The organism is Chryseobacterium sp. RU33C (assembly GCF_900156015.1).
GTDB classification, from domain to species: Bacteria; Bacteroidota; Bacteroidia; order Flavobacteriales; family Weeksellaceae; genus Chryseobacterium; species Chryseobacterium candidae.
Window position 1 is genome coordinate 128888 of the sequence record NZ_FTMT01000011.1, and the last position, 13566, is coordinate 142453.

Annotated in this window: 10 protein-coding genes; 6 read left to right on the forward strand and 4 right to left on the reverse strand. The window is 36.0% G+C overall.

Going from position 1 to position 13566, the window contains the following annotated elements; translation table 11 throughout:
- The first annotated feature begins 54 nt into the window (after positions 1-54).
- Positions 55-2889, forward strand: a complete 2835-nt coding sequence (gene polA / locus BW946_RS11245) for a DNA polymerase I (RefSeq protein WP_076596275.1) — start codon at positions 55-57, stop codon at positions 2887-2889.
- An 82-nt stretch (positions 2890-2971) separates the two neighbouring features.
- Here the strand turns inward: polA and BW946_RS11250 are convergent, their stop codons facing one another.
- Together BW946_RS11250 and BW946_RS11255 are read right to left on the reverse strand one after the other, a co-directional pair.
- A complete protein-coding gene (locus BW946_RS11250; RefSeq protein ID WP_076596276.1) occupies positions 2972-3370 on the reverse strand; it encodes an immunity 22 family protein in 399 nt (132 codons plus the stop codon).
- Positions 3371-3385: 15 nt separating this feature from the next.
- On the reverse strand, positions 3386-3970 hold the full coding sequence (locus BW946_RS11255) for a hypothetical protein (RefSeq protein WP_076596277.1): 585 nt from the start codon (positions 3968-3970) through the stop codon (positions 3386-3388).
- A gap of 188 nt (positions 3971-4158) precedes the next feature.
- On the opposite strand from BW946_RS11255, the gene BW946_RS11260 reads away from it, so the two are divergent.
- Positions 4159-4806, forward strand: coding sequence for an MgtC/SapB family protein (locus tag BW946_RS11260; protein ID WP_083688854.1), 648 nt, complete (start codon positions 4159-4161; stop codon positions 4804-4806).
- 39 nt (positions 4807-4845) lie between these two features.
- On the opposite strand, the gene BW946_RS11265 is transcribed toward BW946_RS11260, so the two are convergent.
- Entirely contained in the window at positions 4846-5331 is a 486-nt protein-coding gene (locus BW946_RS11265; protein ID WP_228402538.1) for a copper resistance protein NlpE, read from the reverse strand.
- A 450-nt stretch (positions 5332-5781) separates the two neighbouring features.
- Between BW946_RS11265 and BW946_RS11270 the strand changes: the two genes are divergently transcribed.
- The 3 genes from BW946_RS11270 to BW946_RS11280 all read left to right on the forward strand — a co-directional run bounded on the left by BW946_RS11270 (position 5782) and on the right by BW946_RS11280 (position 10063).
- On the forward strand, positions 5782-7920 hold the full coding sequence (locus BW946_RS11270) for a S46 family peptidase (protein WP_083688855.1): 2139 nt from the start codon (positions 5782-5784) through the stop codon (positions 7918-7920).
- A gap of 71 nt (positions 7921-7991) precedes the next feature.
- On the forward strand, positions 7992-8990 hold the full coding sequence (locus BW946_RS11275) for a polysaccharide deacetylase family protein (RefSeq protein WP_076596278.1): 999 nt from the start codon (positions 7992-7994) through the stop codon (positions 8988-8990).
- On the forward strand, positions 8987-10063 hold the full coding sequence (locus BW946_RS11280) for a GNAT family N-acetyltransferase (RefSeq protein WP_076596279.1): 1077 nt from the start codon (positions 8987-8989) through the stop codon (positions 10061-10063). The genes BW946_RS11275 and BW946_RS11280 overlap by 4 nt, the downstream gene beginning before the upstream one ends.
- Positions 10064-10484: 421 nt before the next feature.
- Here the strand turns inward: BW946_RS11280 and BW946_RS11285 are convergent, their stop codons facing one another.
- The gene (locus BW946_RS11285; protein WP_076596280.1) at positions 10485-11993 is read right to left on the reverse strand and encodes an RCC1 domain-containing protein; all 1509 of its coding nucleotides are present in this window, start codon (positions 11991-11993) and stop codon (positions 10485-10487) included.
- Positions 11994-12468: 475 nt separating this feature from the next.
- On the opposite strand from BW946_RS11285, the gene BW946_RS11290 reads away from it, so the two are divergent.
- Entirely contained in the window at positions 12469-13284 is an 816-nt protein-coding gene (locus BW946_RS11290; RefSeq protein ID WP_170872077.1) for a helix-turn-helix domain-containing protein, read from the forward strand.
- The last annotated feature ends 282 nt before the right edge of the window (positions 13285-13566 follow it).

The following is a 13566-nucleotide window of genomic DNA, read 5'->3' on the forward strand; positions in this document are numbered from 1 at the left end:
AACAGGCTACCAATTTTTACTCCTATTTTCTTATATTTGTTCATTATTCAAAATATGGACGCAACACAAGATAAAAGGCTGTTTCTCATCGATGCTTATGCGATGATTTTCAGAGGATATTACGCATTGATCAGGAATCCGAGACTCACCAGTACAGGTTTGGATACTTCTGCCATCTTCGGTTTTACCAATTCTCTCATAGAATTGATCAGAAGAGAAAAACCAACACATCTGGCAGTAGTTTTTGATGTAGGCCAGGCCAGTGTGAGGACGGATGACTACTCAGATTACAAAGCCAACAGAAGCGAGACTCCTGAAGCGATCAAAATTGCTGTTCCATACATCCATAAAATTCTGGAAGCAATGCATATCCCGATTCTTGGAGTGGAAGGATATGAAGCCGATGATGTCATTGGGACTATTGCGTGCAAAGCAGAAAAAGAAGGATACACCACTTTCATGGTGACGCCGGATAAAGATTTTGCACAGCTGGTTACCGATAAAATTAAAATTTATAAACCAGGCTTAAAAGGCGGTGATATTGAGATTCTGGGAGTTGAAGAAGTAAAGGCAAAATATGAGATTGAAGATCCAAAGCAGGTGATTGATTTCCTGGCCATGATGGGTGATGCAGTAGATAATATCCCTGGACTGGAAGGAGTAGGAGAGAAAACTGCCATGAAATTCCTGAAAGAATTCGGAAATATTGAAACGTTGCTTGCCAATACCGATAAGCTTAAAGGAAAGCTGAAAGAAAAAGTAGAAGCTTCTGCGGAGCGTGGTATTTTGTCTAAAAAATTAGCGACTATCATCTGTGATGCTCCTGTAGAATTCCATCAGGAACAATATGACCTTGAAACTCCGGATTTTGAAAAAGTAAAAGAAGTCTTTGATGAAATAGAATTCAGAAGACTATATGAAAATCTATACAGAGCTTTTGCTCCTTCCACTACAGAAACATTAGTGGTGAGTGAAGTAGAAGTGAAGCAGAGTCCAACAGGAGCAGAAGTTAAAGGGCAGGCGATGCAGCTTGACCTTTTTGCCAATTTCGAAGAATTGGAGCAGGCTACTTCTACAAAGTCTACCATTGAGAATAATGATCACCTTTATCAGTTTATCAATAATCCGAAAGCACAGAAAAAACTGGTCGAAAACCTGCTCCAGCAAAAAGTAGTTTGTTTTGATACAGAAACTACTTCATTAAATGAGCTGGAAGCAGAATTGGTAGGAATGAGCTTCTCTTACAAAAAAGGACTTGCCTACTATATTCCACTTTCTGAAAACAGAGAAGAAGTGTTGCAGACCCTGGAAATTTTCAGACCGTTTTTCGAAAAAGAAGATCTGCTGAAAATTGCTCACAATCTTAAATACGATTATAAAGTTTTAAAACAATACGATATCACCGTGAAAGGGGCCATGTTCGATACCATGATTGCCCATTACCTCCTGAATCCGGACGGAAGACACGGGATGGATTACCTTTCAGAAGTATACCTGAACTATAAACCCGTATCCATTGAAACCATCATCGGAAAAAAAGGAAAAAAACAAGGGAATTTCAGAGATGCTGATCTGAGAACGCAAACAGATTACGCAGCGGAAGATGCAGATATAACTTTCCAACTGTATGAGCTTTTTGCACCACAGCTTAAAAAAGAAAATCTGGAAGAGCTTTTCTACAATATTGAGATGCCTCTGATGGAAGTGCTCGCGAAAATGGAACTGGCAGGAATTTCTCTGGATGAAAAATGGCTGGCTCAGGAAAGTGTTGACCTTGAGAATGACCTGAAGCAGCTGGAAGCAAAGATTTTTGAACTTTCAGAAGAAGAATTCAATATGAATTCACCTAAACAGCTGGGAGAGATTCTTTTTGAAAAATTACAGCTGGATCCGAAAGCCAAAAAAACAAAGACCGGACAATATGCAACCTCAGAAGATGTTCTTCAGAAGTTATCTTCAAAACATGAAATCATCAAGCATATCCTGGAATACAGAACCTATCAGAAATTAAAATCAACCTATGTAGACGCTCTGCCTTCACAGATTGAGAAAAAAGATAACAGAGTACATACCAACTTCTCACAGACTACAGCCGCTACAGGCCGTTTGGCAAGTGTAAACCCGAACCTGCAGAATATTCCGATCCGAACCTTGAGAGGCCAGCAGATCCGCGGAGCATTTGTTTCCGGAGAAGGGAAAAAGATTATTTCTGCCGATTATTCACAGATTGAACTTCGTTTAATTGCTGAAATTTCAGGAGAGGATAATATGATTAAAGCCTTCCAGGATGGAGAAGATATCCACGCTTCTACAGCAGCCAAACTCTTTAAAATTCCTTTGGCTGAGGTGTCTAAAACCCAGAGAAGTCAGGCTAAGACTGTAAATTTTGGAATTATTTATGGGCAGGGAGCTTTTGCTTTGGCAGAGCAAACGGGATTATCCCGTACTGAAGCTAAACAAATGATCGAAGCTTATTTCGAAACGTATCCGAAACTGAAGGAATATATGGCAGAGCAGGTGAGTAAAGCGCGCCAGTTAGGATATGTGGAAACCATATTGGGAAGAAAACGTCATCTGAAAGATATCAACTCTAATAACTTTGTGGTAAGAGGTCATGCAGAAAGAAATGCTGTGAACGCTCCTGTTCAGGGAAGTGCGGCAGATGTTGTAAAGCTTGCCATGATTAAAATAGACCGAGAATTGGAAGAGAAACAGCTTAAAACAAAAATGCTGCTTCAGGTACATGACGAACTGGTGTTTGAATCTCCGGTAGATGAGATTGATACCGCTTCAAAACTCATCAAAACTGAAATGGAAAGTGCCTTAAAAACACAGGTTCCATTATTGGTAGAAATTGGAGTAGGGGACAACTGGTTAGAAGCACATTAATAAACAGAACGTATCCCTAACGATATAAAAAACTTCCGTCTTTTGGGCGGAAGTTTTTTGTTGTACTGATTTATCTTCTTTTTTAAATATCATATTCTATTTCCCCTACATAATGCAGTGAAAAATCATCATTTTCTACAGAAACCGGATTAGGAATAGCAAATCGTGTCGCAAAGATGATCGCATTCACGGGCGTGTCCAGACTAAGTTCATTCAGCTTTTTTTCTAAGATCGGAATCCATTGGTCAGCATAAGAATATTCTGCAAATTTGTCATAAAGACTAAGGCTTTCATCCTCAAAACCATATTCTATAAAGTCATCGTCAAACCACTTGATATTCTGTGATTCTGCAAACTTGGAAACATACTGATCATCAGTTTCTTCCTCTATATAATAATTTTCATCCTCTTCTATGAAGCTATAGAAATCTTCTTCATTTTTGAAATATCCTAACCAGAAGTGTGAAATTTCTTTATCCATAATTGTATATAAGTTTTATTTTTTAATATTTTTTAGCAAGTGAGATTTTTCACCGCTGATAAGCATACTGGTCATTATTGTGAAGCCTGTTTCATCTCCTATATTCACATTGATTTTTTCTGAAAACTGCTGAATGAAATCTCCATTATTAAGATCATAGAGCCGGAATAATGAATTTCCAAAGGTCATTCCCATAGATTGGTTGATATTGAAAACAACCGGAAGCAGTAATAGATCTGCATTGCCGAATTTTTCTTTAATATAGTTCATTTCCTCACCAGTTATTATGCCTGTAAGATTAGGAAACATTTTTACTTCTTTGGATTTATAATCTTTCTCAGCGATTTTCTTTAAAATATCGATCACCCTTGTATCCATATTTGCCCGTAAAACAGCTGCATCTTTAAATTTTAATTGAAGAGTATCCCTTAAAATTTGATTTGTAATATCGTCATTATCTTTAAAATCATTGATAATGGGTACAAAAGCAACCGTTGACCCATCACTTTTAAAAGAATAATTTTCATTAAATACTTTTTGGGCATGTAAAAATGTCATTCCGGATAATACGGTAAATAATGCAAAAATAAGGTTTTTCATAGGCGTTTTTATGACAATCTCTTTGTTGAATCCCTTTTATGCAAGGAAATTGCTGTAACTAAAATATAATATTACAAAAGTTTTTTCCGGAAATACATTTTTTGAGGTAACAACATAAAATCTCCGCAGCAAAGATAGTTCCTTAATAGTATTTATTGTAAATTTATTCTCAGTTTAAATTGTAAAATATGGATTTTCTTCAGGATCATTACGCCATTAAAAATGAATTGCTGCTTATCCTTATATCTGTTATTTTAGGACTGTTCATTGGTGCCGAAAGAGAATACCGTAATAAATCGGCTGGTCTCAGAACCTTTATTCTTGTGTGTTTCGGAGCCTGCCTGTTTACCATACTTTCTATAAAAATAGGTGTGGCCAATCCGGATCGTCTGGCGGCCAATATCATTACGGGAATCGGATTTCTGGGAGCAGGAGTCATTTTCAAAGGAGATAATAAAATTGAAGGAATTACCACAGCAACCACTATTTGGGCCACCGCTTCTATAGGAATGGCAGTAGGTTCCGGCTATATTTATATTGCGCTCCTGGGAACGGCGTTGGTTTTAATTGTTTTGAGTGCCTTAACCTATCTTCAGAATTTTATTGATAATTTCCATAAAGTGAGAGAATATAGAATAACACTTATCCATTCAGGAGATATTAAATATTGTGAAAATATTTTTAAAGAATATCATTTAAACTATCAGATGATCAAGCAGCAGTATTCACAGGGAAGTTTGGCTGTCATATGGAGACTGACAGGTAAAAATACCCATCACGAAGAAGTAATCAGAAGGCTGGTAGAGGATCCGAAGATTATAGCCTATCAGTTTTAGGATGTAAAAGCAAAAAAATAAAGGCCTGAGCCTTTATTTTTATTTTTTCCTGAATACATAAAGATCCTTGTTTGGGCCATCAATCTCTTTTCCTTCCATATCCAGTTGGATCAGAATATTCTCACCTACTTTATATTTATAGTTGGCAGATTTCCCTTTTAAAGTAATCATGCTTCCTGTAGCATCCCATACAAAAGAACCTTTATCCTGGTTTTTTGAATTTCTCTCAAGGTATTCCTCGGTAATACTGAATGTTTTATCATCATTCAATGTCAAAGAAGTCTTTATTCCCGGGCAGTCAGCGCAGGGAACTGTTGCTTCATAAGTTCCCGCCCAGTCCAGTGCATTTTCAGAGGTATCACCTGCAGCTGTAGGAGTAGCTTTAGTGATGCTGTCTGTAGCAGCAGGTTGTACAGCCACAGCAGAATCTGTAGTGTTGGTTGTTTCAGCAGCTTCCTTTTTAGAACATGAAGCGAGGAAGAGAACAGATGTCATTCCTAACACAAACATTTTGCTTTTCATCATAATAATTAATTTAAGGATGTTTTTTAACAATAAAGTTACTTCCAATCAACAAAAACTGAGCCAGAGGAACATTGAAGAGCAGATTTCAGCAATGGTGAATAGTCAATTCGCTTTGCTTGTCAATTTTTATTTTTTGCATCAATTTTAAATGAGTAAATGATGAATTGGAAGTGCCTTCTGAGAAAAAAATCACCATTCACTTGCGAAGCAAATTCACCATTGACTATCCAACTTTTGAATGCATTGTGAAGAGTGAATAGTCAATTCGCTTTGCTTGTCAATATTTCATAAATTTACTTCTGTCTGATCATAAAAATTCACCTTTCACTTGTGAAGCAAAATTGGCCATTCACGATCAACCTTTTTAAAAAAGACCTCGCAACAGTTTTTCCACCTCTTTTATAAAGCCTGTTCATATTTTTCTTTGTAAATTGGGGCAAAATTTTGATTATGACAAAAAAGATACTTTTATCTGTATTTCTTTTGCCGGCTGCAATGGCATTTGCGCAACAATATGGAGGAATGTGGATTCCTACAGAGCTGAATGAAAAGGAAATGAAGGATTTAGGAATGAAGATCTCTGCAAAAGATATTTTCAATCCTCAGAAACCAAGCATTAAAGATGCGGTTGTACAGTTTAACGGCGGATGTACTGCAGAAATTATTTCACCTAAAGGATTGCTTTTAACCAACCATCACTGTGGTTTTGGGCAGATTCAGGCACACTCTACCGTTCAGAATGACCTGCTTTCAAACGGATTCTGGGCAAAAAATACAGCAGGAGAACTTCCCAACCCGGGAGTAAAAGTAGATTTTATTGTAGATATAAAAGAAGTTACTGATCCCATATTAGAAGGTACAGATAACCTTACAGAACCTGAACTTACTAAAAAGATCAACAACAATATTGAGGTGTATAAAAACTCTCAGAAAATTGAATCTTACCAGTCGATCATGGTAAAGCCAATGTATTATGGAAACAAGTACTATGCTTATACCATAGAAACGTATAAAGATATCCGTCTTGTAGGAGCACCTCCTCAAAGTATCGGGAAATTCGGAAGTGATACTGACAACTGGGTTTGGCCGAGACACACAGGGGATTTCTCTATGTTCAGAATTTATGCGGACAAGAACAACAAACCTGCAGAATATTCAAAAGACAACGTACCTTACGTTCCAAAACACTACTTACCGGTTTCTATCAAAGATAAAAACGAGAACGATTTTACTTTTGTTTTCGGATTCCCGGGAAAAACTACAGAATACCTTCCTGCAATCGCTGTAGAGAAGATCATGAAAGATATTGATCCTGCAAGAATTGCGGTACGAGATGTTGCTTTAAAAACGTTGGATGAAAAAATGCGTGTTGATAATGAAACACGTATCAAATATGCTTCAAAATATGCTTCCGTTGCAAACTACTGGAAAAAGTGGATTGGTGAAATAGAAGGATTGAAAAAATCCAATGCAGTAGAAAAGAAAATAATGTATGAAGGTTCTTTGGTAGCTAAAAACCCGGAGATTAAAACTACTTTGGATCAGCTGAATAAACTGTACAATGATCAGGCTCCTTATGCATTAAACAATGCTTACTTCACAGAAGTTATCAAAAATGCTGAGACTTTGAAATTAGCTGGTGATTATTATGACTTCGTTGCTTCTGTAGAAGCAGGGAGAATGGATGAAAAGGAACTTTCAAAACTGAAAACAAAATTAACTTCTTTCTATAAAGACTACAGTGCAGAGCTAGATGCTAAAGTAACAGCAAAACTATTGGCTTTATACGTTAATAAAACGGCACCTCAGTTTTTACCAACGGGATTCAACAAATATAAAGATGAAAATGCCAATATTCCTGTTATAGAAGATATGTCTAAAAACTCTGTTATTACAGGAAGAACAGCTGTAAACGGAGGAACATTGACTGCCGATATTGATAAAGCATTTTCTAATCAGGATAAACTGATCAAGACTTTAAAGAAAGATCCTATTTATCAATTATATGTTTCGATGAAAGAAACCTATACGAAAACTGCAGATCCGCAATATACTTCTATGCAGGCAAAAATTGATGCTTTACAGAAGAAATTCATGGCACAGCAGATGAAGACGGATAAAGACAGAAAATTCTTCCCGGATGCGAACTCAACACTTCGTGTAACGTATGGTAAAGTAAAAGGTTCTACTCCCAGAGATGCGGTTTCTTACGGATACCAGACTCATCTTGCAGGGGTAATGGAAAAGTACGTTCCCGGAGATTATGAATTTGATGTTCCAAAGAAACTGATTGATCTTTACAACAAAAAAGATTTCGGAATCTATAAAGATAAAACTGGTGATGTTCCTGTAGGGTTCACTGCAACGAACCATACTACCGGAGGAAACTCAGGAAGCCCAGCTCTTGATGCCAACGGAAACCTTGTCGGATTGAACTTCGACAGACAGTGGGAAGGAACAATGAGTGATATCAATTATGACCCGCGTTTCAGCAGAAATATTATGGTAGATACAAAATATATCCTTTTCATCATTGATAAGTTTGCTGATTCAAGATGGCTTGTTGATGAAATGAAAATCATAAAATAATTTTAAAAGTTATACCTTTAAGAATCTATTTGAATTTAATTTTGAATAGATTCTTTTTTATTTAAAATAGGATGAAAAACAGAATCATCAATGTTTTGGCAGCTTTTGAATCTGAGAATATCGGGAAATCATTTCCGCTGGATTATTGTCTGCCGCTTTATCATAGTGTTTCAGACAAAGAACTGCCTCATTTAAAACATGTGATCCGCTATAAGACGACCCAGCAGTTTGAAGACGATCTCGATCATATGGCCGGGAATTTTCAGTTTGTGAATTGGCAGGAGTTTAAAGAATTTACGTCCGGGAATTTCAAGCCTCAGAAAAAGATTGCCATGCTCACTTTTGATGATGGTTTCAGAGAATTCTATGATATTGTCGTTCCTATTTTGGAAAGAAAGGGAATATATGCCTGCAATTTTATCAATCCCGCTTTCATAGACAATAAAGATATGATGTTCAGATGCAAAGCAAGCCTTCTTGCCGATGCTGCTGAAAAAAAGAAAACCATTGATCCCGAAATTTATTTTATCTTATCGTTGAAAAATACAGACAGAAGCATTTTACAAAAGAAAATTTTATCTGTAAATTATCAGCAAAAAGATATTTTGGACAGGCTTGCTGAAAAATTTGAAATAGATTTTAAAGCGTATTCAAAAGAATATCAGCCTTATCTAAGCACAGAAGAATTAAAAGAACTTACCCGTAAAGGTTTCGGAATTTCTTCGCACAGCTGGGATCATCCGAAATATGGAGACTTATCTTTGAAACGGCAGATGGAAACAACAGATAAAACCTTTGATTATTTAAAAGAAAATGGTTTTTTATACGAAAGTTTTGCCTTCCCTTTTACCGATTTTGAAGTAAAGAAAGAATTTTTTGATGAACTTTATAAAAATGAAGACATCTACTGCAGCTTTGGGTGTGCAGGTATAAAACTGGACAGCGTAAAGAGAAATTTCCAGAGGATTCCAATGGAAATGGGAGAGAGCGGAGCACAGATACTGAAAAGGGAAATCACTTACTTCAGACTGAAAAGCCTTATTAATAAAAATATGATAGTGAGAAAATGATAGCGCTGAAAACTTTCAATAGAAACCAGCTGGACGATTTTATATCATCCGGAGCTTTCCGGCAGTATGATTTTCTTCCGATTACCGGACATCGGGCGCTGTCTCATATTCAAAATCCAAAAGCATCAGATGAAGATGTACTTCTTATTCTTGCCTTTTATGAAGAAAAACTGGTAGGTTATGTGGGATGTTTTCCTGATTCCTTTATTATTGATGGAAAAGAAATCCGTTATGCCTGGCTCAGTACTCTGTATGTAAACCCGGAATACAGAAAAAAAAGACCAGCCAAAGCATTACTGAAAAAAGCTTTTGAAGAATACGAAGGCAGAATTGCCATTACAGAATTTACCAAAGAGGCAGAAGCACTCTACAATATTATGGGTGTTTTTGAATATGTTTTTCCTAAAGAAGGCAAACGATATTACTTCAGAACCGATGCGGCGAAAATGATTCCTGAAAAGAAACCGGGAACGAAACCTTTGAAACCTCTTTTCCAAATTCTGGATGCTGCAGCCAATGGACTGATCTCAATAAAGAACCTGGCAGTACAAAAACCAGATTTCAAATATGAAGTTCTGAATAGGATCGACAAAGAAAGTACAGATTTTATTAATGGATTTTCTGGGAGACGTGACGCATATGAAATCAATACCTTTATCAGTTATCCCTGGGTTTTGGAAGGTAAAAAAGATGAAAAATACCTGTTTTCAAGTTTTGCTGACAGCTTTAAGTTTTATTGGATTAAAATTTTGGATCAGGATAATAACATTTCCTCTTGCTTCCTGTTGCAGCTCCGTGATGGCTATCTTAAAATACCTTACCTTTTTTCAAAATCTGATCTGGCTGAGGTGGTTCGGTTTTTAAATTATTTTATGATAATTCATAAGGTGAAAGGCTTTACCAGTTATCAAATCAGGCTGAATGAAATGATCCGGCATTCAAGCGCATTTTCCCATATCTACGAACGTAATTTTACCAGAGAATATCTCTTCCATAAGGACTTACTGAAGCTGCTTCCGGAGGGTTTCAGCCCCAGTTATCAGGATGGAGATGCAGATTGTATGATGGTTTAACAGATCTGCAATATATTTAATCTGGTTTTTGAGACAATAAAATTAATATTCGGGCTATTGAACGCTGGAAAAAAAGACTGAAAGTTATTTTCTGTCCTTGTTATTTGCAGAGGTTATCCCGAATCCAATTAATGTTTAGAAAGTTACAATACAGAAAAGCTGGTCTTTATTACCAGAATAGTTTTTTTTATAGTTCTGGTCTTCACGCTGATTAGAACAGGAAGTTCTTATCTCGGACTCAGGCTGTTTAGCAAAAATAGAAATGATAGCAACAGGCTCTGTTTTGCCGGTGTGTAACAAAAAAGGAGATCAAAATGATCTCCCTTTCTGTATTTAGTGTGTTCAATAAGTATTCCTCTGAATATTTTCTTGAGTAGAAGTAAATAATACCTTATTTCCACAAATCACACGTTATCTTTTATTAGTACAGACCGTAAGTAGGGGTTGAAATATTTGTGTTGCCGCTTGGTGACAATTGCCTGTAAGTGTTACTGCCGGAAACAATTATTCTGTTTGAATTTTCAAGATCGGTTCCCACCAGCATAGCATTATAACCTAAGTCTACAGAAGTAAGCTGGAGAACTCCATCATAAAGCTGGCTTTGCACCTTGATCCATGTATTAGATGTTCCACCAATTTGGGAGAACCTATTAGATAGATCTGTTCCGAATATCCATACATTATGGTTTGTAATAATAACCCCACCATTATCACTAAGGTCAAAGTCTACAATTTTTTCTCCTGCATCCATAGTGATATAGCTGGTAATGTCCTGTAATTCTGAGGTGCTGGCAGTACCAGTTCCCAAGCCGATATTAGATTTCGGAGCATTCACGGATTGAGATGCCCATATGGAGCCGTTGCTAAACATCGCAAGAGTTCCGTTATGTCCAATCATTACTTTCTTTATAACACCCGATGATGCAGTTGCTGATGCAAAAGATGCTGTGATGTCTATCGGAGTAGGTTTATTTCCATTATTTCCAAGGCTGGAACTCATACCTGCTCCTAAATAATATCCCCATGCATATATGTTATGATCATTAGTAATTGCAGTGAACATACTGGAACCGTTAAGGTCTTCGCCTCCCCAGATAGATTTTACATTGCTAAGGGTTGGGATTTTGGTAAAGGTTGGTGTATTACCAGTAGTAATACCTAAACCGGTTTGTCCATTTGTATTAGATCCTGCAGAATATACATAACCTTTGTTAGTAAGAATTATGGTAGCATTCGGTGATGTCTGTACCTGAATGGCTTTCTCGTCAGTAGCAGCTCCTGTTAAAGTAACTTCCTTCCATGATGTGTTTATATTTGAAGTGTTTCCTGTTCCAAGTTTCCCACTAGTATTAGATCCTGTAACAAAAATTTTTCCATCCGTATTGATCATAACATGAGATGATTGGCTTCCGCTTACAGTAAGAACATTACCTTTATATAATCTCTTGGCAGGAGATACGCTGGCTGCTGTTGTTGGTAATCCCAGACCATTAGTAGCATATCCTGAACCAGTGATATATCCATTGTCAGCCGCATTACCAAACACCGCCGTATACATATTGACACTAAATTTTTTCTGCATTAATGGCTCTGTTAAGTTAGAAAAAGAATTGGCTACCCAATAAACACTGCCCAAAGCCGTTATGCTTACACTCGACTGGTCTATAAGACAGTTGGACCATCCTGTTCCTGTTTTTACACGGATACATTGGGAACCCTGGTCATATACTAATGTGCCTTCTACAGCAGTGTTTCCCGATGGGGTGAGTGTATTATTAGCATCATCAACGATGGGGAGAACCAGCCCGTTCTTTTTGCCGGTTTGGTTTTTGATGTCCATTACACCCTGAGGATCATGGGTGTAAATCCCGACCTGCGCATTGTATATACAGGATAGCAAGAACATAAATAGAAATACATTTTTTTTCATTTGTAAAATTTTATAGTTTAACATTTATATTTTTAAGATTTGTGATTTTATAGAATATTGCTCTGCGAAGGTAATAGGGATTTTAAATTTTAATCACAAAAGATTAAATCAAAGTGTAAAAGAATGAATCATTTTAATAAAGTGCTGTAAAATATGATGTTATATGTTTTCAGAAAATGTTTAATTGTTTTTTTTATTTGTGAAAATGATTTTTTTTTGAAATTTAATTGTTTAATTGATCTCTTTGTATATTAGAAAATGAAAAATATTGTTAATTTTAAAAATGGAAACAAGTGAACTATTATATGTAAAGGAAAGAGAATTCATGAAGAATTTCGTTTTTTGTATGTCTCCTTTCTACTTTTATATGGGATGCTTTTACTATATTGTGGACCCAAATGGGATCACGCATCTTATAATATTCACTTATTTTGCATCGATTTTAATAGGATTATGGCTTGGATTAAAATTGAATATGACGTTTAAATTTCTCACAACTCTTCATATTCTGGTCTATACTCTGATGCAGTATTGCTTTTATATTACCTACAATACTTTTTTAATACAGGCACTGTACTATATTCCGGCATTTTTGATACTTAATTATCTTTATAGCCTCAAAGTACTGATTCTCTGGTCGGCTTACATAGTGATTTCTTTTCTCAGCCCTTTTGTTTTGGATAATTTTTTTAACTTTTCACATCCGTTGAAGCTGAGCCGGACAGAAGAAATGATCCAGAATATATCTACTTTTGTAGCCGTTATTTTTGGTATATTTTTTATTTTTCATTACTTGAAAATTTTTAACAAAATAAAACAGGATGGATTGCTGAAAAAAGGAAATGAAGAAATTCAGTCAGCTGAAAACCACTCTGAACCTGAAGCTGAACTCCTGGAAGACCATTCCATGGCTCATATTGAAATACCATCAGATTATGCAGATAAATTTGATGAACTCTACCAGCGAATCATTGCTTATATAGAAGAAAATAAGGTATGGCAGAATGCAGATTTTTCTATCAGCCAGTTAGCAGAAAAGCTGTCTTCTAACCGTACATACATTTCTAAGGCTCTGAGAGAAAAAGGAAAAACAAATTTTAATAATCTCTTAAATACCTACCGTGTCCGGCAGGTTTTACAGGATTTTGAAAATCTGGAGCACAAAAATTATAAAATCTCATTTATTTACAGAAAAGCAGGATTCAGCTATCAGGCTAGCTTTAGCCGCGTATTTAAAGAAATTACAGGATATACAGCCACTGAATACCTGAAGCGTAAAGAGAAAATGTAAAAGTTGTCAGAATTCAGTAATACGCTATCAAGATCCATGATCTTATATCTTATACCATCAGAATATAATGAAAAATCTTCAACAGTATATGCTTGAAAATTCCCATAAATTTTCTGTAAACATTAATGATAAAATGGACAAAGAAAAAGGATGTACTAAACTTTGGTACATCCTTCTTTTTGTTATTGGTAGTGTCTCACTAACTGTGTAAGTTAAAAAGTTATTCTGGAAAATTTTGAGCCCTCATAGCTCAAAAAATTTTACGGAAATAACTTTTTATTA